The sequence below is a fragment of the Bifidobacterium sp. ESL0769 genome (assembly GCF_029395495.1).
Lineage (GTDB): Bacteria > Actinomycetota > Actinomycetes > Actinomycetales > Bifidobacteriaceae > Bifidobacterium.
The window spans coordinates 1,503,805-1,527,850 of record NZ_CP113918.1; the positions used below are offsets into that span (position 1 = coordinate 1,503,805).

At 57.4% G+C, this 24,046-nt stretch carries 14 protein-coding genes and 1 pseudogene; 3 read left to right on the forward strand and 12 right to left on the reverse strand.

What is annotated here, in order from left to right; all coding sequences use genetic code 11:
- Positions 1-148: 148 nt before the first annotated feature.
- The 5 genes from OZX72_RS06075 to OZX72_RS06095 form a co-directional block, all read right to left on the reverse strand.
- Positions 149-1,297 carry an amidohydrolase gene (locus OZX72_RS06075; protein WP_277157787.1) on the reverse strand — a complete coding sequence of 383 codons (1,149 nt, stop codon included), beginning with the start codon at positions 1,295-1,297 and terminating at the stop codon, positions 149-151.
- Between the two features lie 103 nt (positions 1,298-1,400).
- Positions 1,401-2,411 (reverse strand): MetQ/NlpA family ABC transporter substrate-binding protein, encoded by a 1,011-nt coding sequence (locus tag OZX72_RS06080; protein WP_277157788.1) that lies wholly within the window; start codon positions 2,409-2,411, stop codon positions 1,401-1,403.
- A 268-nt stretch (positions 2,412-2,679) separates the two neighbouring features.
- A complete protein-coding gene (locus OZX72_RS06085; RefSeq protein ID WP_277159386.1) occupies positions 2,680-3,369 on the reverse strand; it encodes a methionine ABC transporter permease in 690 nt (229 codons plus the stop codon).
- A gap of 44 nt (positions 3,370-3,413) precedes the next feature.
- Positions 3,414-4,694, reverse strand: coding sequence for a methionine ABC transporter ATP-binding protein (locus tag OZX72_RS06090; protein WP_277157790.1), 1,281 nt, complete (start codon positions 4,692-4,694; stop codon positions 3,414-3,416).
- A gap of 145 nt (positions 4,695-4,839) precedes the next feature.
- Positions 4,840-5,850: a MetQ/NlpA family ABC transporter substrate-binding protein gene (locus tag OZX72_RS06095; RefSeq protein ID WP_277157791.1), complete on the reverse strand. Its 1,011-nt coding sequence runs from the start codon at positions 5,848-5,850 to the stop codon at positions 4,840-4,842.
- A 197-nt stretch (positions 5,851-6,047) separates the two neighbouring features.
- Here OZX72_RS06095 and OZX72_RS06100 point away from each other — a divergent pair, with 197 nt between their 5' ends.
- Positions 6,048-6,587: a peptidylprolyl isomerase gene (locus tag OZX72_RS06100; protein ID WP_277157792.1), complete on the forward strand. Its 540-nt coding sequence runs from the start codon at positions 6,048-6,050 to the stop codon at positions 6,585-6,587.
- Positions 6,588-6,823: 236 nt separating this feature from the next.
- Here OZX72_RS06100 and OZX72_RS06105 read toward each other — a convergent pair whose 3' ends face one another.
- The 3 genes from OZX72_RS06105 to OZX72_RS06115 are packed head-to-tail and all read right to left on the reverse strand — an operon-like array spanning position 6,824 to position 9,975.
- A complete protein-coding gene (locus OZX72_RS06105) occupies positions 6,824-9,148 on the reverse strand; it encodes a bifunctional (p)ppGpp synthetase/guanosine-3',5'-bis(diphosphate) 3'-pyrophosphohydrolase (protein WP_277157793.1) in 2,325 nt (774 codons plus the stop codon).
- A 57-nt stretch (positions 9,149-9,205) separates the two neighbouring features.
- Entirely contained in the window at positions 9,206-9,685 is a 480-nt protein-coding gene (gene dut / locus OZX72_RS06110) for a dUTP diphosphatase (protein WP_277157794.1), read from the reverse strand.
- Positions 9,685-9,975 carry a DUF4193 domain-containing protein gene (locus OZX72_RS06115; protein ID WP_277151701.1) on the reverse strand — a complete coding sequence of 97 codons (291 nt, stop codon included), beginning with the start codon at positions 9,973-9,975 and terminating at the stop codon, positions 9,685-9,687. Before OZX72_RS06115 ends, dut begins: the two co-directional genes overlap by 1 nt.
- 177 nt (positions 9,976-10,152) lie before the next feature.
- Between OZX72_RS06115 and sepH the strand changes: the two genes are divergently transcribed.
- On the forward strand, positions 10,153-11,409 hold the full coding sequence (gene sepH / locus OZX72_RS06120; RefSeq protein WP_277157795.1) for a septation protein SepH: 1,257 nt from the start codon (positions 10,153-10,155) through the stop codon (positions 11,407-11,409).
- A 113-nt stretch (positions 11,410-11,522) separates the two neighbouring features.
- Here sepH and OZX72_RS06125 read toward each other — a convergent pair whose 3' ends face one another.
- Positions 11,523-12,719, reverse strand: coding sequence for a nucleotide pyrophosphatase/phosphodiesterase family protein (locus OZX72_RS06125; protein ID WP_277157797.1), 1,197 nt, complete (start codon positions 12,717-12,719; stop codon positions 11,523-11,525).
- Positions 12,720-12,832: 113 nt separating this feature from the next.
- Here OZX72_RS06125 and OZX72_RS06130 point away from each other — a divergent pair, with 113 nt between their 5' ends.
- Positions 12,833-15,577 carry a DNA topoisomerase IV subunit A gene (locus OZX72_RS06130; RefSeq protein WP_277157798.1) on the forward strand — a complete coding sequence of 915 codons (2,745 nt, stop codon included), beginning with the start codon at positions 12,833-12,835 and terminating at the stop codon, positions 15,575-15,577.
- A gap of 128 nt (positions 15,578-15,705) precedes the next feature.
- On the opposite strand, the gene OZX72_RS06135 is transcribed toward OZX72_RS06130, so the two are convergent.
- From OZX72_RS06135 to OZX72_RS06145, 3 genes and pseudogenes are all read right to left on the reverse strand, one after another.
- Complete coding sequence (locus OZX72_RS06135; RefSeq protein WP_277157799.1) at positions 15,706-16,887, reverse strand: MFS transporter; 1,182 nt, start codon at positions 16,885-16,887, stop codon at positions 15,706-15,708.
- A gap of 2,144 nt (positions 16,888-19,031) precedes the next feature.
- A pseudogene (locus OZX72_RS06140) lies at positions 19,032-22,724 on the reverse strand (DEAD/DEAH box helicase); the annotation flags it as partial.
- 60 nt (positions 22,725-22,784) lie between these two features.
- Positions 22,785-24,035: an MFS transporter gene (locus tag OZX72_RS06145; protein WP_277157800.1), complete on the reverse strand. Its 1,251-nt coding sequence runs from the start codon at positions 24,033-24,035 to the stop codon at positions 22,785-22,787.
- Positions 24,036-24,046: the final 11 nt, after the last annotated feature.

The window sequence follows — 24,046 nt, forward strand, 5'->3', positions numbered from 1 at the left end:
ATACGGCTTTACGAATGTCTTTTTGACCACACATCAGCATAAAACGCAGATTGGAAAATAAGTCATCAAACATTGGTTGTAACGATGTCGCCCCGACCTCGAAAGGCAGGGGCGGCATCAGCACAACTGACGGACGGAACGCGAAAACTCAGGCGAGTTCGCTTTCCACGCGAAGCAAGGCGTTGACCATAAATTCCGCCGTGGGTTTGATGGCTTCGTCCAAAGCCACGAATTCAGGACTGTGGATGCCGTGGTGGCCAGGCTGGCCGTTGGAACCGATGGAGCCGAAGACCAGCGGTCCCAGTTGTTGGAAGTCCGCGAAGTCCTCGCCACCCATGGATGTGATGACCGGGACGGAGGTGGCGTAGCTCGGCAGATCATCGGCCACGGGGCCAATCAATGTTGCATCACTGACCAGCGGAACCGCGAGCTCGTCCCACTTGATGTCGGCGGTGATATCGTAGGCCGCTGCCGTTGATTCGACGATCTCGCGGAAACGACGGGTGACCCGATCGTGGTCGTCCTTGTAGAAATAGCGGACGGTGCCGAGGAATCCGGCGGTATCGGGAATGACGTTCCACACGTCGCCGCCGTGCACCTCGGTGATGGAAAGCACCACAGGGCGCAACGGGTCGATGTTGCGGCTGACGATAGTCTGCAGCGAAAGGATTGTGGAAGCCAGTGCCTCGATGGGGCCGGTGCCACGATGTGGTTTCCCGGCATGGGTACCTTCTGCGTGGAAGGTGACGCCGAAGCTCACGCATCCGGCCATCATTGGGTCCTTGCTCACCGCAATCTCGCCGGGCTTGTGATCGGGGGTGTTGTGCGTGCCGATGAGCGCATCGACCTTGCCCAGAGCGCCGGTTTCGATGACATGGCGTGCGCCGTGGCCGGTCTCTTCGGCGGGCTGGAAGAGGATGACAGCGGTGCCCTTGATACGGTCACGGTGTTCCGCCAACCAGAAAGCGGCGGCGAGCAAGCCGGTCATGTGGATGTCGTGTCCGCAGCCATGCATCACACCGGGATTCTTGGAGCTGAAGGGCAGGCCGGACTGCTCATGGATGGGCAAGCCGTCGATATCTGCGCGGACCACGACTCGCGGGCCAGGCTGCTCGCCCTTGATCTCGGCCACCAATCCGGTCTCGAGCGAAGTGTCCAAGACCTCGATGCCATGCGAGGCCAACTGGTCACGCAGGAATTTGGTCGTCTCATATTCCTTGAAGCCAAGTTCGGGATATTGATGAAGATGATGCCTGATTGCGATCAGATCGTCGGAAATCTCCAGTTGCTCTGTCATAATGTAATACTCTTTCTTATCTGTTCCCTTTTAAGAATACCAAGCGGTTATTTTATTACGAAACGTAAGCCGTGCTTTACATATGCGCTCCGAGGCCCACACCTCATGCGCTTTGCAACTTGCGCATGTCGCTTTCGACGTCGCTTAAGAACCCGCGCAGCTGCGAGCCGCTGTAATGGTCGGCAAAAACGCAGGTGCCCTTCGATTTCTGCTGCAACGCCGCCTTGAACTCCTTGGTGTGGGAAATGCCGGCGAGCTTCAGATAGAGCGGATTGTTGATATCCGCTTTCTTGACGATGAAGACGTTAATGTAGGGGCGAGCGTGGTTGCTGTGTGGGTCATCGCGGAAAATCGACTCGGAGGGCTTGAGCCCGGCGTCGGCGACGAAATCGTTGTTCATGATGCCGGCGGCGACATCCGAATCGTTCAACGACTTGGGCACCTGGGCGCCCTTGACCGGCACGACCTTGACCCTGGAATTGGCTTCGTCAAGGTCGGCCTGCGAGGTGAACGGGGTCCACGGGTGCTTGAGCTTGATGAGCTTGGCCTGATCGAGCACACCCAGGGCGCGGGAAAGGTTCGTCTCGTCGTTGGGTACGGGGATGCTGGCTCCGGCCGGAATCTGCGAGACATCCTTGTATTTGGTGGAATACATGCCCAGCGGGAAAACGCCTGTGGCGCCGATGGGCTGCAGGTCCTTGTGGTTCTTGACGTTGTAGTTGGCGAGCAGCAGGATGTGCTGCGATTCGTTCATGTCGAGACTGCCGGAATCCACTGCCGGATCCTCGGAGGTGTAATCCTGGAAATCGACCAACTGGACGGAGATGCCGAGCTTCTGCGCCTGTTGCTTGAAAACGACCCAGTCGGGATTGGTGACACCGACCACGCCGATCTTGACCGGATTGCTGGGAGTTCCTTTCGCCGCGCTTGCCTGCTTGGCGGCATAACCACGGTAACCGAAGAAAGCGAGGGCTGCTACCAGCACGATGATGATGGCCGCGATGACGACGTTGCGTTTAGTGTGATTGACACGTACCGGCTCCTCCGGGCCCAGGCCGGCGGACAATGGGTTCAGATTGGAATCGGGTTGCGTATTGGGATTTGTTGATGACATATGTTTCCCCTATTGATGATTATTGCTATGTCTTGAGGGCAAGAATACACGGCTGAAACAGCGGGAAATATCGAAAAACCAAAAACAATTATCCGTATTCGTTATGACGCGTGGAAGAACCTCGCTATTTCGGGAATCGCTTGGCTCAAAACGCTGGAAATAAAAGGAAACGCCCGCTTCCTGCCGTTGAAAGCAGAAAGCGGGTGTCGCCATTTCAGATTCCATTACATCAGCTATATGCATTGCATAAGAGACAGAATCTACCTAGCTACTTCTGACGCTTGAGAATGCGTTTGGCCAGCATGTTGGCGATGGCCTGCACGACCTGTACCAGCACGATCATGATGATTACGGCCGTCCAGGTGACGGCGGGATCGAACTTCTGGTAGCCATAGGAAATAGCGAAATTACCAAGGCCGCCACCGCCGATGTAGCCGGCCATGGCCGACATGTCGAGGATCGAGATGAACAGGAACGCATAGGCCAGAATAAGCGGGCCGAGCGCCTCGGGGATGAGCACTGTACGAATGATGGTGAAAGTAGAGGCGCCCATGGAACGCGCCGCCTCGATCACTCCCCTGTCGACCGGCACCAGATTCTGCTCAACGAGCCTTGACGTGGCGAACGTAGCCATGATGATCATCGGGAAAATCGCCGCAGCGGTGCCGATCGACGTGCCAACGACCTTCATGGTCAATGGCTGAATCGCCGCCAGGAAAATGATGAACGGGATGGGCCGCACGATGTTGACGATGATGTCAAGGATGCGGTAGACCACGGAATTCTCGAAAAGATTGCCCGGACGGGTGCCATAAAGAATGACGCCTAGGACCAAGCCCAGAATGCCGCCGACGACGAGGGTGACGAACACCATTTCCAGTGTCTGGGCGATGGATTGGAAGAGCATCGGCTTCAGGATCGACCAATCCTGGTCCGCCGCCAACGTGATGGTTCCCATAGGCTTTGCCGCCAACGAACTGGTCGCGAAATTAAACGTATTCATCAGGCTTTCTCCCCTTTCCCGGACTCTGCAGCGTTATCGAGGCTAGCACCAACTGCTTCAGCCGCATCGGGGCCATCTGCATTATCAGCGTTACTGACGCTATCGGCGTTATCAGCATTCCCAGCTCCGCCAGTGTCACTGCCCTCTGCCGGGTGCGCTTTCAGGCCACCCAACGGCGTCGAAACCGCCGTATCATAATCCACCGGAGACTGCGCCGTGCCGAAATCAAACACGTCGCTGTCGTATGACAATTCGTCAAGGAACCCATCGATGACCGACGGCTCCCCTGCCAACTCGTAGGTCATGGCGCCGATTGCATAGCCGGCGACGGTATCGATGCCCCCGTAAATCAGACTGGTGGAGACCCCGTATTTGGCGATAAGCCCCGAAATGTTCTGACCTGAGGATGGCACGACCAAATTATCCAGCTCGTTTTGGGCGTCTTTCTGCCGGATGAGCACGGTGACGATGCGGCCGGACCACTGGCGGTGCATGTCAGCGACACGCTCGGGATCGGGAATACCGGAAATGGCCGTGGCGATGAAACGCTTGGTGATTTCCTGTTTCGGAGCGGCGAAGACACTATACGCATCGCCTCGCTCGACCACGCGGCCGTCGCTCATCACGGCGATACGGTTGGCGATCTTCTGCACGACGTTCATCTGGTGGGTGATGAGCACGATGGTGACGCCAAGCTGCTGGTTGATCTGCTGTAGTAAGTCGAGCACCTCGCCAGTTGTCTCCGGGTCGAGCGCACTGGTCGCCTCGTCCGCCAAAAGGATCTCAGGGTTGGTGGCCAGTGCCCGGGCGATGCCGACGCGCTGCTTCTGGCCGCCGGAAAGCTGGGAGGGATATTTGTTGGCATGTTCCTCAAGCCCGACGAATTTCAGGAGCTGATTGACACGACGCTCCTGATAGTCCTTGCGCCAATGGTCGAGCACCAGCGGGTAGGCGATGTTCTGCGCGACGGTTTTGGTGGAGAAAAGGTTGAACTGCTGGAAGATCATGCCGATTTTGCGGCGCAGCGGCCGCAGGCCTGATTCGTTCAGCCCGGTGATGTCCTGCCCCAAAACGCGCACCGAGCCGGAAGTCGGGCGTTCCAAGGCGTTGATCATGCGCACCAGCGTCGATTTGCCCGCGCCGGAGTAACCGATGATGCCGAAGACGTCGCCTTTGTTGATACTCAGCGTTACGTCGTCGACAGCGCGCATCGGCTTCTTTTTGTCTTTCGACTTGAATTCCTTGACCACGTGGTCGAGCTCGATGATTGTCTCGCTCATATTCCTCGCTTCTTAAAGTTAGTGCTTAACGTTCTTACCTGACGTTTCTCTCTACAGTTCCTGCCCGAGTATATACCGAACCGATTGGCAGCGGACAAACGCCACAAGCTGTCAACCGGTCGGAGAAACCTTCAAAAAGAAATCGTCAGTCTTTGGCCTTCGCATCTTTTTCAACGTCCCGCAGGAAGCCCTGCAGCTGCTCGGCGCTGTATTTGTCGGCCAAAGACGCGCTGTTGTCCGACTTCTTCATGATACCGGCCGCGACTTTCTTGGAGTGGAAGATCTTCACCAGCTTCAGATATGTGGGATTGTTGGCATCGGCCTTGCGCGCGACGAAAATGTTGATATAGGGCCTGGCCTCCTTGGTCTCGGCGCTGTCGTGATAGATAGCGTCATTGGCCTTGAGCCCGGCGTCCTTGACGTAATCATTGTTGATCACGCCTGCGGAGACCTGCGGGTCCTTGAGCGAATTGGCGACCTGCTCGGCCTTCAACGGGAGCACCTTCACTTTCGAGGCGGCGGTGTCGATGTCGGCCGGAGTGGTGAACGCGGTCCACGGGTGCTTGAGCTTGATGAGGTTGGCGGATTTGAGCACGCCCAGCGCACGGGCCTGGTTGGTTTCGTCATTCGGGACGGGAACGGTGGTGCCGGCCGGAATGTCCTTGACGTCCTTGTATTTGCTGGAATAGATGCCCAGCGGATAGACCGCGACACCGCCGATCGGCTGCAGATCCTTGTGGTTCTTGACGTTGTAATCGGCTAGGTAAAGGATGTGCTGGAACTCGTTCAAATCAAGATCTCCGGAATCGAGCGCCGGGTTTTCAGACGTGTAGTCCTGGAAATCCACCAACTTGACGTAGATGCCCTGCTTCTGCGCCTCGGCCTTGAAAATCGGCCATTCAGGACTGGTGACGCCAACCACGCCTATCTTGACCGGATTGGACTCGCTGCCTTTCGCTTCATTCGCTTTCTTGCCGGCGAATCCGCGATAACCAAAGAAAGCGAGAACGACGACCAGTACCACGACCACGGCTGCGATGATGACATTGCGGACGGTGTGGTTGACCCTGACCGGTTCCTGCGGGCCTTGGAAATCGTCCAAAGGCGTTTTCCCGTTCGTGTTTCCGGCACTCTGCTGATCGTTTGGTGACGTCATATCTATTCCCCCGTTTCATTGGATTCGTTTCCGTAACCATACCCGCTCTTACGCTTTCGACACAACGCGACGGCCAGAAAAACCTATTGACATTCGTTATAACCAGTACAATAACCGTTAGAAATTCAACGTTTTGCAGCACCCTGTATACGACCGCCGGATGCTGCTCGTCCTAACAGAGTGGGAAAATATTCTTCATGACAAATGTAATCATGCATACCACCGAGGGCGATATCGTCCTGAACCTCTTCGACGACAAAGCGCCGGAAACCGTCAAGAACTTCATCGGTCTTGCCACCGGCGAAAAGGAGTGGACCAACCCCGCCACCGGAGAAAAGTCGAACAAGCCCTTCTACGATGGGCTCACCTTCCATCGCATCATCAAGGATTTCATGATCCAGGGCGGCTGCCCGCTTGGCAATGGCACCGGCGGCCCGGGCTATGAATTCGACGACGAGTTCGCCGATGACCTCAACTTCGACCAGCCCTACAAGCTCGCTATGGCCAACGCCGGGCTGCGCCGTGGACGCGACGGCCAGCCGCACGGCACCAACGGCTCGCAATTCTTCATCACCACCGTGCCGACCCCGTGGCTCAACGGCCACCACACCATCTTCGGCGAAGTAGCGGATGACGCGGGTAAGTCCGTGGTCGACCGCTTGCAGAATCTGCCCACAGACGGTAACGACATGCCGTTGGAACCAGCCGGCATCGTCTCCGTTGAAGTCGTGAAGTAGCTTTTCGACCAAATAATAACAAACTCATAAGCCCCTTGCCGCTGTACACAATCAGCGGCAAGGGGCTTATGAGTTCAACAGGAATATAAGCGCAAAATCCCACGCTTTTTGTGCTTAAAATGCTTACAGTCCTATTCGTCAGCACTTTAAGCACAAAATATCGTGCTTTTTATGCTTAAATTCCTAGTCTGCTCAGCCAAGAGCATTTTCAGCATAAAACACAGGAATCAAGGCGGCTACATCTTGCGCATGTGTGGGACGGCGGAATCCTTGGCACCCGTGAGGCGGTAGACGTCGAAAACGCCGTCAATCTTGCGCACGGCGCTCAACAACGTATTCATATGCTGCGGATCGGCCATTTCGAAGGAGAACTGGCTGGTGGCCACGCGGTCGGAGCCGGTGGCGACAGTGGCATTGATGATGTTGACACCGTGGTCGGAAAGGACTTGGGTGACATCGCTCAGCAGATGCGGACGATCGAGCGCCTCCACCTGAATCTTGACCATGAACAGGCCTTTGGCGCTGGTCCAGGCGACCTCGACCACGCGGTCGGGCTGCTGCTTCTTCAGGTTCAGCATGTTCTGGCAGTCGGCGCGATGCACCGAGACGCCCTCATTCTTGGTGATGAAGCCGAGAATCTTGTCGCCGGGAACCGGGGTGCAGCAGCGGGCCAGCTTGACCCATACGCCTTCCACGCCTTTGACGGAAATGCCGAGTTTGTTGGTGTCGCGGCGGCGTTCGGCGTGCTTGAGCGGCAACGCCTCTTGCTCGACGTCTTCCTCGACCTCGTCCTGACCGGCGTCTTTGACCAGACGTGAAATCACATTTTGCGTGGAGACCTGGCCGTCGCCGATGGCAGCGAACACGGCATCGGCGTTGTCGAAATTGAGCTCGTCGGCCACACCGACCAGCGCCTGCGGGGTCAAGAGGTTGGAGACCGGCAGGCTACGCTTGCGCATGGCACGGGTGAGCTCGTCCTTGCCCTCGTCGATGGCCTCGCTGCGGCGTTCCTTGCTAAACCACTGGCGAATCTTGTTGCGTGCCTTTGGGCTTTTAACGAAGCTCAGCCAGTCGCGTGAAGGGCCGGCGGTCTCGGATTTGGAAGTCAAAATCTCGACGGTATCGCCGCTTTCAAGCACCGTGTCGAGCGGGACGAGGCGGCCGTTGACGCGGGCGCCCATGGTGCGGTGGCCAACCTCGGTATGCACCGCGTAGGCGAAATCGACCGGCGTGGCATGAGCAGGCAGCGAGATGATCTTGCCCTTCGGCGTAAACACGTAGACTTCGGCACTGCCCAGGTCCTCTTTCAAAGAACCAAGGAATTCGTCGGAATCCGGGGTCTCGCTGGTCCAGTCGGCAAGCTGCTGAATCCACTTGAGATTGTCGGCCTCACTGAGATCCTGGTTCTCTTCGCTTTCGCGCTTGCGGTCGCCCTTGTCCGGTTCGCTGAGCTTCCGCCCTGCCTGCCCGTTTTCCTTATATTTCCAGTGGGCGGCGATACCGAATTCGCTGCGCCGGTGCATGTCCCAGGTGCGAATCTGAATCTCGACGGGCTTGCCGCCGGGGCCGACAACGGTGGTGTGCAGGCTCTGGTACATGTTCATCTTCGGCATGGCGATGTAGTCCTTGAACCTGCCGGGAATCGGGCTCCAGCGGGCGTGGACGGCGCCGAGCACCGCGTAGCAGTCCTGAATGGTGTCGACAATGATACGCACACCGACCAAATCGTAGATGTTTGAGAAATCGTGGCCGCGCACGATCATCTTCTGATAGATCGAGAAGTAGTCCTTCGGCCGGCCGGTGACGGTGGCCTTGATGTGCTGGTCGGCAAGGTCCTCGTTGATCTCGCTGACGATTTGCTTCAAGTAGACATCACGCTGCCCGGCGCGACGGTTGACGAGCACGACGATTTCGTTGTAGATCTTCGGGTAGAGGACTTTGAAGCTCAGTTCTTCGAGCTCCGTCTTGATGGCATTCATACCAAGCCGGTTGGCAAGCGGCGCGTAGACATCGAGCGTCTCGCGGGCCTTTCGTTGGGCGTTGGAAGGCTTGACATAGCGCCAGGTACGGGCGTTATGGAGTCGGTCGGCCAGTTTGACGACGAGCACACGTACATCGCGGCTCATCGCGACCACCATCTTGCGGATGGTCTCGGCCTGCGCCGAATCACCGACCTCCATTCGGGTCAGTTTGGTGACACCATCAACCAGACCGGTAACGGTGTCACCGAATTCCTCACGGCATTGATCAAGCGTGTAATCCGTATCCTCAACAGTGTCATGCAAAAGACCGGCGGCGACCACCAACGAACCCATGCCGAGATCGGCGAGAATCTGGGCCACGGCCAACGGATGAATGATGTAAGGCTCACCGGAACGACGGCGTTGGTTGCGGTGCTGCCAGACGGCTCTGCGGTAGGCGTGCTCAAGGATGGAAAGATCTGCATCGGGATGGTGAGCACGGCAGGCGCGCACGATGGGCTGCAACGGATCGAGCGGGTCCGTGCTAATCTCACAGCCCAGAATCCTCGCCGAATTGTTGTCCGAAACCGTATCGCCCATGCCCGCTCCCATCACCTTTATTGGCTTTATTCTATCTGATTGCAGGACGGCCCGCTCCTATTTGCTCGCCATCCCGGTGGAACCAAAGCCGCGTTCAGCCCGATCGCTGCCCGGCAGCGTGGCCGCAGGAACGAAACGAGCCTCGACGTAGCGCTGGATGACCAGCTGCGCGATGCGGTCTCCCGCGTGCAGAACCGCCGTATGCTCGGGGTCAAGGTTGATCAGCGGCACTTTGATTTCGCCGCGATATCCGGCGTCGATGGTGCCCGGTGCGTTCAGAACCGTCAACCCCATTTTCACCGCCAACCCGGAGCGGGGGTGCACAAGGCCTACATAACCGTTGGGCAGCGCGATCGAAACGCCCGTCGGCACCAAAGCGCGCTCGAACGGCTTCAATTCGATATCCTGCGTAGTGGTCAAATCGGCACCGGCGTCGCCCGCGTGCGCGTAACGCAAGGCAGGCACGTTCCCATTGGCATCAGCCTTCAGGAGCACTTCAACGTTTTCCGGTTCGTTATAGCTTTCGGCGTAGGCCATCAGGCAGCGCACTCCTTGCAGACCGGGCCGTTGGGACCCATATGGTCAAGCTGGCTGCGGTGCTTGACGAGGAAGCACTCCGAGCAGATGAACTCGTCGCCCTGCATGGGGATGACGGTCACCGATGAATCCTCATTACTGAGGTCCGCGCCGGGCAGCTCGTAGTCCTCGGCGATGGCGTTCTCGTCGTCGTCGATGTCCTCGGCTGAATCCCGGTTGCTCTTGCTCAACGCCTGGAGGGATTCCTCATCCTCGTCCTTGTTACGAGGGGAATCGTAATCTTGGGCCATCTCGCATTCCTTTCTTTGTTGGTTCACGGTATCCTATACCGCTGGCGTCCGTGTCAAAATGTCTTTTACGGGCTAAAGGATACACGATTTCGGAAATTCGTAAAGTACGACACGAGGGACATAATGGAATAAAGTAAAATTCTCGTAGTTTTATTGTTCCAGGAAAGTGGTGCTCGCATGCCAATCAGTTCAGTTGCGGATGCTCGGTTCGACCATGTCGACGAGGATGGCGAGCTGGTGTTCGTTTCGAAGGGATTGAGGTTCCGTATACCGGTGGACGACACACTGGAACATGCCATCTTAGAGGCACGTCAGATCTTAAGCGAAGCCGATGAGGCGAGCAACCCAGGACTGGCACAAACCCTACCGATTTCAAGCATTCAGGCACTTATTCGTGCTGGCGCTCAACCCGAAAAAGTAGCCGAGAAATACGGTCTGAGCCAAGCGTTGGTACGACGTTTTTCGGCCGCCGTAGAGACGGAAAAACAATACGCCATCGAGCAGTTTCTGGCGGTTTCGGCACCGAAAGGAAGCAAGGTTCATTCCGTCGAAGAGCTCATCGCACGCACACTCGCAGCCGCTCGCATAGGTATGGAATCGGTCAAGTGGGGTGCGACACGCCGGGGGCGCGAGCCATGGATGATTACGGCGACATTCAGCACCCAGCGCAATCGCATACGCGCCGAGTGGACCTGGAACATGCACGATAACACCGTCGAATGTCAGAACGCGGCGGCGCAGATACTGCTCGGCGAAAGGGACACGACGCGGCAGTCCGAACGCTCGGATAGCAGGGCGGAAAATGCCAGTGCACAAAGCGAAAATTCAGGCCAGTCCTGGGAAAACGCCGAGGAAACGCCATCCTCCGCAGCACAAGCTTCACTGCAAGAACACAAAAACGAGACGATGACCAGCTCAGAATTCGCGCCGAGTCGACCGTTGCCCGGCAACTCCGTACGTTCTGCGCGAATTGCCAGCACTGTGGCCTCGATGCAGGAACGGGACGAGAGCCCATCGCAGACAGCCAAACCGTATGCGACCGACGATTCGGCTTATCAAGGCGGCAGACAACAGGATTCGGCAGATGATGGCTACGTGTCGTTGCCTTACCCCGCACCGGTTCTCAACCCACAGCCAACTTCAGAAAACTCGCCAATGTCGGATTCCACAGACATGGCAACTGTGCCGGTCGACGCCCTGTCGTCGTTGCCGCTGCCGGACCGCACACCCGCGGCGCAGCCACAGATATTCACTGCGTCCAGAGACGAAGCACGAACAAGTAATGATCGTTCCGGCACTGCCGGAAATGCCAATGAGCGGCAAAGCAGCAAAGGCACGAACGAAAGCCAACATCACGACGAACACAAGCACAACAAACGTAGGTCAGGTCGTTCCGCAGTTCCCAGCTGGGACGAAATCCTCTTCGGAGAGTGATTTTCGGAACCATTGGTCAGTCGTTTATTAGAGCGACATCCCCAATATTCAATCAGATGTATCAGTCTCATCGGGGGTAATCGAGGCAGTGAAACGCATCTTACCTGCTTGAGTTAGGCCACATCAATCAGGCACGGAATTTCGCGCTCGAGATGCGTGAGCGAGCCATGAACGCCAAGAAGGTCCATCGCCCCTTCACTTTGGGTACGTGAATCCACAATCGTGGCGTTGCCTTTGGCACAAACGATGACGTCGCCGAGCAACGGGTTCACACGCGCTTCGACATCGCCGTATAGACCGCGTTCAATGGCCTCACCGCGCGTGAAAACTTCCGCACGATCGGCCAATTCCTCACGCCAACGTTTGACCATGGCATCAATATCCGCACCCGGTTCGGCATATAGCATGGTCATACGCGGTTCACCGGCAACCAACGCCACATCGCGCGTCAGATTCTCCCGATTTGCGATATCGATCTGATGGTCAAAATCAACCTCAACCATGCCGTGGTCGGCGACGACCACCATCAGGGTGCCGGGTTTCAGGCCACGTCTCAACGACTTCAACTGCTCATCCGTGTTTTCCAAAGCCGTTGCCCATTCCTCGCTGAATGGACCATGGTGATGCCCGGCCTTATCGACGGCATCGATATAGTAATACGTGATTCCCGGTTTGGCGGCGGCTTTGATAGCGGCACGCACACGGAGCTCTTCGTGTTGCGATCCCTTATATTCCGGGCCTCGCAAGGCGGCACGGGTGAGGGCCGAATGAGCGAATTTGGGCAGACCCACGCTGGTGACGCGCACGCCGTCTGCCACAAGACGTTCGAAAATCGTGGGTTGCTGTTGCAAGTCCTCCGGATCGGGTGCACCGGCGAAACTGATGAGTTGGCACACCTCCCCTGTTTCTGCATTTCGCTGGGTGAAACCGGTCATGCCCGTCATGCCTGGGCAGGTGCCGGTGCCGAACGCACCCATGACAATCGGAGTTGTGCTGGGAATACAGGTCGCTATTGGTTTTGCATTACATTCTTTATTCATCAAACCACGCAGATACGGGGCGTGACCTGCGCGCATGGCAAGGTTCCAGAAGCCCAGGCCGTCCACCAAAACGACGACCGCGGAATCAGCCTTCGGAAAGCCCAACGCAACCCTTGCCGCCTCGGGATCGGGATGGATAGAAGTCGGCATCGGATGGCCGATGGCAGCGCTCAAAGCCGGCAGCACAGCGGAAATATGACGGCTGCTGCTATACGCATCGATTTGGCGGAATTTCAGCAGTTCATCCATAGGCTCGACTTCAACACTCATGCCCCCATTGAATCACCGCACACGGAAAACGGCAGGCGCGGCAACATTCGCCGACGAGGGCAACCGGTATGATGAAGCGGATTGTCTTTTAGCAGATAGAGGTGCTTTTCAGTATGGCTCAACGTCGCAAAACGGCCAAACCAGCCTATGACCCGCACACGGTCAAGGAGAACATCGTCGAAACGCCGCTCGACGAGGAAATGAGCAAATCGTTCCTCGAGTACGCCTATTCGGTGATTTACGCGCGAGCCTTGCCGGACGCGCGCGACGGCCTCAAACCGGTGCAGCGACGCATCATCTACCAGATGGGCCAGATGAACCTGACCCCGGACAAGCCGTACATGAAGTCCGCCCGTGCCGTCGGCGAGGTGATGGGCAAACTGCACCCGCACGGCGACTCCTCCATCTACGAGGCCATGGTGCGCCTTGCCCAGCCGTTCGCGATGCGCCTGCCGTTGGTGGACGGGCACGGCAATTTCGGCTCGCTTGACGACGGACCGGCGGCCTCGCGTTATACCGAGGCAAGGCTTGCACCAGCGGCACTGGGGATGAACGCGAACATTGACGAAGACACCGTCGACTTCTCCCCCAACTACGACAACAAGCTCAAGGAACCCGACGTGCTGCCGGCCGCCATCCCGAACCTGCTCGTGAACGGTGCTTCGGGCATCGCGGTGGGTATGGCCACCAACATGGCCACGCACAACCTCGGCGAAGTGGTCGCCGCCGCAAAATATCTGATGAAACACCCCGACGCCACGCTTGATGAGCTGATGGACTACGTGCCCGGGCCGGATTGGCCGGGCGGCGGCATCATCATCGGACGCGACGGCATCCGTGACGCCTATAAGACCGGACGTGGGACGCTGACCACCCGTTCCGCCACGCATATCGAAAACGTGACTGCACGCAAAAAAGCCATCGTCGTTACCGAACTGCCGTTCATGGTGGGCCCAGAACGTGTGCTCGAACGTATCTCGGAAGGCGTGAAGAACCACCATATCGAAGGCGTTTCCGGGGCCATCGACCTCACGGACCGTCATAACGGCACACGCATCGTCATCGAGATCAAAACCGGCTTCGACCCCAACGCCGTGCTCGCCCAGCTCTTCAAGAACACGCCGCTGGAAGACAATTTCACGATGAACAATGTGGCGCTCGTCCACGGACGGCCGCACACCATGGGCTTGAAGGAAATGCTCGAAGTCTGGGTGGAGCATCGGCGCAATGTCATCCACAGACGCAGCGAATACCGTCTACGCAAAGCGCAGGAACGGCTGCACTTGGTCGAGGGCATGCTGCTGGCAATGGTCGATATCGACGAGGTCATCCAGGTTATTCGCACCTCCGACAACGCCGATGCCGCCAAAACGCGCTTGATGGCCGTCTTTGACCTTGACGAGATTCAGGCTCAATACATTCTCGATCTTCGTCTGCGCAGACTGACCAAGATGAGCCGTATCGAGCTCGAGGCCGAGCAGGACGACTTGAAGAAGCAGATCGACGAGCTCAATGAAATCCTCGCTTCGGGTGAGCGGCTTGACGAAGTCATTATCTCCGAGATGGACGAGGCCGTGAAGAAGTGGGGCGACCCGCGGCGCACCGTGCTGCTGGAACGTCACGAAGACGGCAGCCTGACGCCGGTGCAATCCCTGGCTTCCTCTGCTTCTACGAGCGATGGTGCCAATGCCAACCCGGATTCCTCCGCTCTGGCCGCCATCCGCGTGGAGAACACGGTTTCTCAGGCGGCACAGGATGTGGAAGCTGCAAAGAAGGCCAAGAAGGCTGGCAAAGTCGAGGAAGCGACTGCGGCACTACGGCTTGACGACGAACCTTGCGCCGTGATGCTGAGCGCCACCGGGCTCATCGCCCGCACTTCACCGAGCGCCGTCGACCTTTGGCAGACGCGTGAGGCGAACGGCAAGCGCGCTCACGACGATCAAATTGTTTCCATTTTCGCCAGCACGACGCTTTCGAGCTATGGACTCATTACTTCGGCCGGGCGTCTGGTTCTGGCCCATGTCGCCGATTTGCCGTCGCTGCCGGCAAGCGAGAACCTGAATGTTTCCGGCGGCGTAAATGCCGACGAACTGCTGGGAATGACCACCAGCACCGAACCGGTTTCGGGCGAACACGTGGTGACTGCGATTGCCGTGGGCGACGTCTCTGGCAAGAGCGAATCTGCCGATTCTGGCAACGGCAACGCAAACGGCTCCGATGCCGCCGCTACCCCGCTGGCCATCGGCACCCGCCACGGCATCGTCAAGCGCTGGAACCGAGAATCGCCCAGCACCATGGATTCCTGGCCCGTCATCGACTTGAAGGACGGGGATGCCGTCGTATTCGCCGCACCCGCAGCCGACGATGACCGTATTGTCTTCATCTCCTCGGACTCCTCGCTGCTGACCTTCGAGGCCAAGGTCGTACGTCCACAGGGACGAACCGCAGGCGGAATGAACGGTATTAGATTGGCCGACAAGCAGCATGTTGTCGCCTTCAATGTGGTGCCGGCCGGCAAGATCGCCTGGACCTACGACGAAGGCGAGAATGGCCTGTATTCGGCCTCCGGAGCCGTAGTACTCACCGTTGCCGGCGACGACGCGGCCCTGCCCGGCACCGAAACCGGAGCGGCCAAGGTGACTCCGCTGGAAATGTATCCCACCAAGGGCCGCGGCACCGGCGGTGTGCGTTCCCAGCGCTTCCTCAAAGGCCAGAACACCTTGACCTGCGCGGCCATCGGCACCTATCCGCTCTACGCCAGCACTTCCGGCGGCCAACCCGTCGAACTGCCCAAGCCGGATATGCGCCGCGACGCTTCCGGCGTGGATCTCCCTGCACCGATCGAGTACGTGGCATAACGATGGACTGATTATTCATATGGCCGTCATCTGAATTTCCCATCCAGATGACGGCCATATTGTTTTTCTTTAATCATCTATGCAAAACCGTTATTGCATTACATCTATATTTGAAAAATGCTAATGCATCATAGTGAAGGCTTCTTCTTTTTGAACAACACAATCAGGAACAGCGAACAGGCTACGAGAGGCAGACAGAGAAGCGGCACTCCGGAAATCCCGTTGCACACTTTGATAAGCCATCCGCCGACCGACGAACCAACCAACGACGCGATGCCGGAAAAAGTGCCAGTCCATCCATATGCACGCCCCAACATAGAACCCGCCGCACGGATCTTCCCCGTCAACAGGTCAAGCGTCGGACTGATCAACAGTTCCGAAAGACTGAATGACAGGGCGAAAACCACGACCTGCAATGCACTGGTCGGAGCCAGTAGGACACCGAATGCACACACAAAGCTAGCAAATCCCAAAAGCAGAATTGTCGTGTCCTTCACGTTGCCGAGAGCGTGCATCAGCAGGGGATATTGCAAAAGAAGAATGAAGACCGCATTGCCCATATACACCGCGTTGGAGGCGGTCTGCGTATGGAATCCCGCATAGGAACCGATGGGCACGACCAACGACCACTGCGCGTAGACGGTCCAGTAGATAAAAGTCAACGCCAATAGAATCGGGAAGGCGCTGTCACGACCGAACAGCTTCCGGCTCTGCTCACGCCGGTCTTTCGCAACCGATGAATCCTCGGATGCCTTGCGTGATCCCTCCGGCGGGCTGAACCTTAGCAAAATCATCAGCAACGCAAGAACGGCATACAGTGCAATCGATATCAATACCAGACGTCTGAACCCCAACAATGCAAACAGGCCCGCGCCGACCGCTGGCCCCACCAATGCGCCCGAGTTCACAGCCATCGACCGCAAGGTCACCATCCTGCGCGACGTAGAGCGGCGCAGCAGTTCCGTTTTGACCGCCAGACTGGCACTGCTGCTTCCCAGCGACGCCGCTGCGGAACATACCAGATAAACAGGCAACGTGGCATTGGTAGCGAACACGGCCAATCCGCCGGCACGCAGGGCAAGACCGGCGACCGCGATAGGCTTTGCCCCGGTTCTCGACATGACCTGCCCACAGGCCGACGAACATAACGGGCCGACCCCGGATAACACACCGAGAATGAGGCCGGCATCGGCGGTATTGAACCCCTGTTTCAACAACTGGACGGTCAACAACGGGTAGAGCATATAGGTCGTCATTCCGGTGACCACGACGACAAGCAGCAGCGAATAACCGCGATCCTCACTCGTCATCGGTATCAACCCCGACCGTTTGGACAACCGAAATCAATCTGCCCTGCGCCAGACCGGCATTGCGACCGTCCACAATTGCATTTTCTACTCGTGACCGGCAAGTTCCAACATCCGGAGTCTTTGCCAATACGCCAAAATGACGATCACCTACCGTGGCAGCTTTGGCTGCCCTGGCCATACAGGATACGGTTTTGATAGAAGGCAGAATCACCGACACCTTAACCATCCTCTTCAATAGTATTACGGTGCCGTTTACAGTACATACACCACCAGTTGCATGTACCAGAATGATGTCAATGACGATATCACAATCTCAATGAATACACAATTCTGCCCATTTTGCGACTGCTTTCGTTATCCATTTATGATTATCGATAGAGCTTCATTCCCTGCGGGGATGGGGTGAAACCGGCGGTACGCAACAGTTGCGTGTAATGGTTCAAAGATGTAAGAGGCTCGCCATTGACATCACGGAAGGTGACGCTGCCACGTTTGTTGCCGCTTCGCCGGCCTGACTCGTACTGCGAGCGCAGGGTGTCGGCCAGTTGGGTGATGGCACGTTGCAGCTCGAAATCAGTGGCCTTGAAACACAGCAGATGATGGCTGGACGGAATGGCGTAGAGCACAGGCTTGCCTTCAATGTAGATGACCATGGAACCGACCTTGCGCATTGGCTGAACTGGCTTTCCATGCTTATGCTTGGCCCCGACACTGGTACTACTGGTACCGGTGGGCAGACTATTGCTTGACGGAACCGACGATTTGATTGAACCGACGTTTTCACTGCCATCTTGCGGAATGTTGATCAGTTCATCGGTAGCGGCATCGGGCGGCTGTACAGCAACCGAATCGTTCTCCTGGCCAGTCTCGTCACTGCCACTTTTGGCTATACCTTCAAGACCATCGGATGGGTTTAACGATGGCCATGCAACCGCACCACCGGCAAGACTGACGGGGTCTGCAGCATCCAACGCCACCGCAAGCGGAGCGTTTTGCGTACGCCACTGACGCAACTGATCGATAGTGGTGCGTTCGGCGAACTGGACGGCGGAAAGGCCTTTCACAAACATGCCACGAACTAACGTGCCAGTGGCTTCCATCTGCTTTAAGACCGGATAAATATCCGAAAAACTCAAGTCTCCGGGGTCCATATCCATCAATGGAGGCGCGATGACACCATAGCGATCAATAAGCGTTTCGACCTGCACGATGGCACGCTGTTCCGCCCGCACGTCCTGAGACTTCGGCACCGCCGACCACAGACCGGCCAATGTCCCCGGCAATTGAGGCCGACGTTCCACTCGCGCACGACCATGCAGCCGATGACGGCTCAGCGACGTTCTTGTGTATGAGCGACGAGAGGTTTGAGAACCGTTGCCATTTTGCAGCAACGCACGAACCGGAGCAAACGACGAATTGGTTACTTGGCCTCGCCACACTAATGACCACACTGCCCGTTCGAAACCGGAGTCGCCAATAGATGACATCCTTACCTCACCAGTCAGAGGGTTCACGACTTCCTGCGGTTTGTCACCACCACGAAGCAGCCATTGATGTTCCAGCTGTTCCGCACGATAGGAGCCACCAAGAGCCAGCAATGCGACGATGCCATTGTCGGCGGAACTTTCCTGATCAGCAGAAACAGTATCGGATTGCAACCGGTCATCGTCAGCATGCTTGTCAACCACTGAAATCGGCGGAAGTTGAAGTTTTATGTTTTCACCTACCAATCGACCAGACAGATCTTGCCGATTATTAATACTTGCGAGCAACGGCGAATCGGCAAGATAGAACGCGATTTTGCCAGGCTTCATGGCCGATTTCGGACTAGCAGTTGCGCCTTCATCCTTGGAACCCACCCAAATGACCTCGCCGGCTGAAAGCAGCTCGTCAAGCATGGATGAGTTGAAATCAGGCACTCTGACTGGGAATACCGACGACTCCCACATCGCGGCCGGCAAGGGCATGCCCTCCAGCTGCTCGATGACATGCAACAGGCCATCTGCTCCGGTAAAGCGCGGCCAAGCAGACCGGGTCTGCGATGGCATGTCTTCGATTGCCCCGTCATCAGCTGCCTGCTCATCGCCGGCCCAATGGCGTTTATCGCCGAATCCATGCCCAAAAGCGCCTTCGCTGGCTTTTATGCCAATTCCCTGCCGGACAAGTAGCCACGATTGATAGATTTCCGGATTGACCGGTTTCAGAGATTTGCGGGTCAACGTCTGCGAGCGCGAACGAATCCGCCGGAACACCTCACGATGCAAATATTGCGGACTTGGCCGGTCTTTGACAAACGTTCCAGTCATCAACAAGCCGCGGGCCTTGAGGTCATCGAGCTCATGCACCACCGTAACCGCATCCAAGCCCAGCTCTTTGACCGCTTGGTCAGCAGTGAATGGCCCATGCGTCTTGGCGAACCGCACCATCCTGCCACTGACGTCATCGGGTTCCAGCTCGTTCCAGAACTGCCGGTGGCCCAGCTCGTCCTCCACCTGTTTGATGGCTTTCGGATCAAGCACATCGGCGATATGGCCACTGCCCAAAAGCTCTTCCAGAACCTCAGGATCCATTGCCAGAAGCGAGGCGCGGCGCTCGGCCTGTGGCGAATCGTACTCATACATCACCGAACCCACGAAACCGAAGAGCAGGTTCTGAGCGAACGGCGAGGGGCTTTGCGTCTCGACGTCTTTCACTTCGATTTTGCCGTTATCAATATCGGTCATGAGCCGCTTCAATGCAGGCAAATCATAGACATCCTGCAAGCACTCGCGGGCGGTTTCCAAGACGAGCGGGAAATTGTGCTGAGTCTTGGCCGCAGCCAACAGCTCTGAGGCACGCAAGCGCTGCTGCCACAACGGCACCCGCTTGCCAGGGTTCATCCTCGGCATATAGAGCGAGCGGGCGGCACATTCGCGGAATCGGGTGGCGAAGAGCACCGAGTCGCCAATCTCCTCCTCCACATCTCGCAGCAATTCGTCGGCATCAAATTGGAACAGCTCAGCGGCGCTGACATGGCTGTCCTGTTCGGGAAGTCGAACTACGATGCCGTCGTCAGTGGCATACGTCTGCCCGTCGAAACCATACTTGCGCTTGAGCCGGTTGGTGATGGCGAGCGCCCACGGCTCATGGACACGACGGCCAAACGGCGAATGTAAAATGATACGCCAATCGCCTTCCTCGTCCTGACAATGTTCGATGACGATAGTCTTGTCAGTGGGCAGCGATCCCGTCGCGGCCTTTTGTTCGGCAAGCAAGCGGGCAAGATTGGCTCTTCCGTTATCGTCCAAACCATTGTCACGCAAGCGTTTCTCGGTAGATACATCGAAATGAGGCTCGCCATTGTCATTCCAATGTGCGCTGTCAGTATACTTTGAAGAATCCGACGAGTCAGCAACATTCGACGAAGCATCAGTAGAAAATGGCTCAGCACTGTCTTTATCGGATTGCGATATATTCACCGCTGACGATGACGCTGGTATCAGGCCGTTGCTAATTTCACGGATGAACGCGCCCAGCAGCGCGCCGAAACCTGCGTCGCGTCCGGGTCCTTCCCCGTGCCAGAACGGCAGACGCGCGGTGCGTCCGGGAGCCGGCGTGACCACCACTCGGTCGTTGGTGATTTCGTCAATCTGCCAGGTCGAGGTGCCAAGCGTGATGACGTCGCCGACGCGAGACTCGTAGACCATCTCCTCATCGAGCTCTCCCACTTTCTTGCGGCCCGATCCGGCATCGGCTTCAGGCAGGACGACGGTGTAGGTGCCTCGGTCGGGAATGGTGCCGCCGCTGGTGACGGCAAGGCGCTGGGCTCCGGGGCGGGCGGAGATGATGCCCTCCTCGACATTGAGCTGCAGCGGCGGTCGGAAAGCCGAGAATTCCTCGGAATTGTAGGCACCGGTCAACATGCCGACGACATTGTCGAACATATCTCGCGAAAGCGTGGCGAACGGTGCGGTCCGACGAACGGCTGCATACCAATCATCGGTGTTCAGATCATCCATGGCAGCTGCTGCGACCGTCTGCTGTGCCAGAATATCCAAGGGATTGTGACGAACCGCCAAAGGCTCGATTTCACTGCGTCTCATACTTTCAACGGTCGCCGTGGAAGTAATCAGTTCCTGACGGGTCAACGGATAGAACAACGCATGCGAAACTCCGCCAACGCGATGGTCGGCCCTGCCTACCCGCTGCAGACCGGACGAAACGGACAACGGCGGCGCGACCTGGATGACCATGTCGACTGAACCCATATCGATGCCCAGTTCGAGGCTGCTGGTGGCGACCACACAACGCAGGCGGCCATGCTTCAGGTCATCTTCAATGACCTTGCGCCGCTCCTTGGAAACAGAACCGTGGTGCGCCATGGCAATGGTCTCGTTTTTCGGGTGCGAGCCGACCAAGGATGTGGAGGAACCGACGACGGAATCGTAATGTTTGCCGTCGCCGTAGGAACGGTTGTCGACTTCAACACCACATTCGGTTTCGGCGTACAGGTCGTTGATACGTGCGGTCAACCGTTCGGCCAGTCCTCGCGAATTGACGAACACCAAGGTGCTGTGGTGACTCAGGATTTCATCGAGAATGCTGCGCTCGACCGCCGGCCAGATGGAGTGTGAGGCGGAAGCAGTCGGCGAGGAATAATCACCGTGTTTGACAGGCAGGTTCGTGCCATCGAGTCTGCCATCATTATTCTGCACGTTTAAATCTGGAACTGCAACCGACTTTGGATTCGTGGCATGGCCCGATTCGACAGAATCCTCGACGCCCGATCCGATTTCGCGGTATCGACTTGCGTGCATGCCCAAATCACCGGTTACGCCATTCTTGCGGGCTTCCGCCAAAGCGCGCATGGCAGGACTGACGCCGCTTATGTGGCGAGATCCACCAGTACTGGTGCCAGCCCCTTTGCCTGGAGTTCCAGCTTTTCCACCAGGATCCCCGACATGGAATCCGCCCTCGTCATCCGAGGCAGTACCCAGCGCACCCATATCCGCGACGGGCTCAATGATTTTCAAGTCCATATGCACCGGATCCGTTGCGTCGACAATCGTGACGGGCTGGTCGCCGCCCAAGAAGAACGCCGCTTCCTTCGGCGGGTTGACCGTCGCCGAAAGCCCGATGCGCTGCACCTTCCGACCGGTCAACAAATCGAGCCGTTCCAGACTCAACGCCAGATGCGCGCCGCGTTTGGTGGCCGCGAGCGCATGCACTTCGTCGACGATGACGGTTTCGACACCTTTCAGGATGCGCCGCGCCTTCGAGGTCAGGAGCAGATACAGCGATTCGGGAGTGGTGATCAGGATATCCGGCGGATGCGTCGCTATACGACGACGTTCCTTGGCTGTGGTGTCCCCCGAACGAATCGCCACGTCGATATCAGGCGGCTCCAAACCTTCCGCAACGCACTGCGCGGCAATGCCCTCCAATGGGACACGCAGGTTCCGCTCGACGTCGGCCCCCAGCGCCTTCAGCGGCGAAATATAGAGTACTTTGACACCCGACTTACCGGATGTACCGGACTTGACCGCTTTAGACTTAGCCGCCGGTTTATGAGAGTCATCGGTTCCAGCAAACCGGCCTGATTGCTCCCCAATCGCGCCCGTCTTCTTGGATTCGGCTACAGAATCATCATGATTCGATAATTGCTCGCCAATCAACCCGTCAATTGCGGAAAGAAACGCGGCCAAGGTCTTGCCGGAGCCGGTGGGGGCAACCACCAAGACATTTTCCTTGGCCTTGATATGCGGCCACGCCTCTTGCTGGGCATCAGTGGGCGCGGCAAACGCATGCCTGAACCACGCCGCGGTGGGCGGCGAAAACAGATCCAGACATTCGTACATATGTTCGATTATCGCAACGCCTCACGACGTTGCTCGTCGACTATCAAGAACACTCAGATATCAGCCTTGACGACTCACTTTGCGCCGCAGCATCTCGTGCATCGCCACCATCAGTACCAGCAATACCAGAAGATACCACGGATAGAGCGCTATCGTGATGTGCTGGGCAATAAGACCGAACACGGGAGGCATAATCATGGAACCGGCGTAAGCGCAGGCCATCTGCACCCCGACAATCGCCTGCGAGCGTTCCACACCGAAATAGGCGGGAGTGGAATGGATGACGCACGGGTAAATCGGTGCGCAACCTAGGCCGATCAGCACCAGGCCGACAACGGTGGCGACATGCCCGGGCAACGGAATGAGCATCACGACAATACCGATGCCAAGAACGGCCTGTCCTATGCGAATCATCGTGGGGTCGTCGAACTTCATCGTCATGAACCCGCTCAACGCTCGACCCGCGGTGATGCCCAGGTAGAACAGGCTCGCGAGGCTTGCCGCGGTGACCTTGCTGATGCCGTCATGGCCGACCATGTAGCTCGAGGCCCAAAGTCCCGACGTGGTCTCGATGGCGCAATAGCAGAAGAACATCACGAGAATCTCTTTGGCGCCGCGTATGGCGAGCACCCCGCGCACACCCAGCGGTTTGACGGGCTTGGGTTCCGTTTCAGCTTTCGCTTCGGTTTGTGCAACGGCTTCGGTTTCATCGACGGGCGTTTTATCCTCACTCTGGTCCGAGCCAGCCACCGCCGGAACGTCATTGCGGTTTTTCCAAAGCGGCAGCGAGAAGACGATAATCACCGTGAGCACAATCTGAATGATGGAAATGTAGCGATAGCCCCACGGCCAGCCTTGGCCGTTGGAAAGCGCGAATCCCATGATGTAGGGGCCTACGGAGGCGCCGATGCCCCACATGCAGTGCAGCCAGCTCATATGCCAGCTCGCGTAATGGATGGCGACGTAGTTGTTAAGCGCCGCGTCCACGCCGCCGGCCCCGAGACCGTAAGGAATCGCAATCAACGCGAGCACCCAGTAGTTGGGTGCCACAGAGAACCCGAAAAGCGCTATGGCAGTCAGTCCTACCGAAGCAGCGGTCAATTTACCGGTGCCGAAACGCAGCGTCATACGGTCGGAGAGCAGCGCGGAGACGATGGTACCCGCCGAGATAATCATGGAAATTCCGCCGACCCAGGAAAGCGGAACGCCCATCTGCGGGCGCATGCTGGGCCATGCCGCGCCAAGCAGCGAGTCGGGAAGCCCCAGCGAAATGAAGGCAAGATATATGACGGCCAGCAGCAGATTGGTCACGATAGCTCCTT

Excerpts from the sequence above, each read along its gene's own strand:
- OZX72_RS06135 (WP_277157799.1), bottom strand. The coding sequence starts at position 16,887 with ATGACGAGTGAGGATCGCGGTTATTCGCTGCTGCTTGTCGTCGTGGTC.
- sepH (WP_277157795.1), top strand. The coding sequence starts at position 10,153 with ATGCCAATCAGTTCAGTTGCGGATGCTCGGTTCGACCATGTCGACGAG.
- dut (WP_277157794.1), bottom strand. The coding sequence starts at position 9,685 with ATGGCCTACGCCGAAAGCTATAACGAACCGGAAAACGTTGAAGTGCTC.
- OZX72_RS06085 (WP_277159386.1), bottom strand. The coding sequence starts at position 3,369 with ATGGGAACCATCACGTTGGCGGCGGACCAGGATTGGTCGATCCTGAAG.
- OZX72_RS06075 (WP_277157787.1), bottom strand. The coding sequence starts at position 1,297 with ATGACAGAGCAACTGGAGATTTCCGACGATCTGATCGCAATCAGGCAT.
- OZX72_RS06080 (WP_277157788.1), bottom strand. The coding sequence starts at position 2,411 with ATGTCATCAACAAATCCCAATACGCAACCCGATTCCAATCTGAACCCA.
- OZX72_RS06095 (WP_277157791.1), bottom strand. The coding sequence starts at position 5,850 with ATGACGTCACCAAACGATCAGCAGAGTGCCGGAAACACGAACGGGAAA.
- OZX72_RS06115 (WP_277151701.1), bottom strand. The coding sequence starts at position 9,975 with ATGGCCCAAGATTACGATTCCCCTCGTAACAAGGACGAGGATGAGGAA.
- OZX72_RS06125 (WP_277157797.1), bottom strand. The coding sequence starts at position 12,719 with ATGAGTGTTGAAGTCGAGCCTATGGATGAACTGCTGAAATTCCGCCAA.
- OZX72_RS06100 (WP_277157792.1), top strand. The coding sequence starts at position 6,048 with ATGACAAATGTAATCATGCATACCACCGAGGGCGATATCGTCCTGAAC.
- OZX72_RS06105 (WP_277157793.1), bottom strand. The coding sequence starts at position 9,148 with ATGGGCGATACGGTTTCGGACAACAATTCGGCGAGGATTCTGGGCTGT.
- OZX72_RS06130 (WP_277157798.1), top strand. The coding sequence starts at position 12,833 with ATGGCTCAACGTCGCAAAACGGCCAAACCAGCCTATGACCCGCACACG.
- OZX72_RS06090 (WP_277157790.1), bottom strand. The coding sequence starts at position 4,694 with ATGAGCGAGACAATCATCGAGCTCGACCACGTGGTCAAGGAATTCAAG.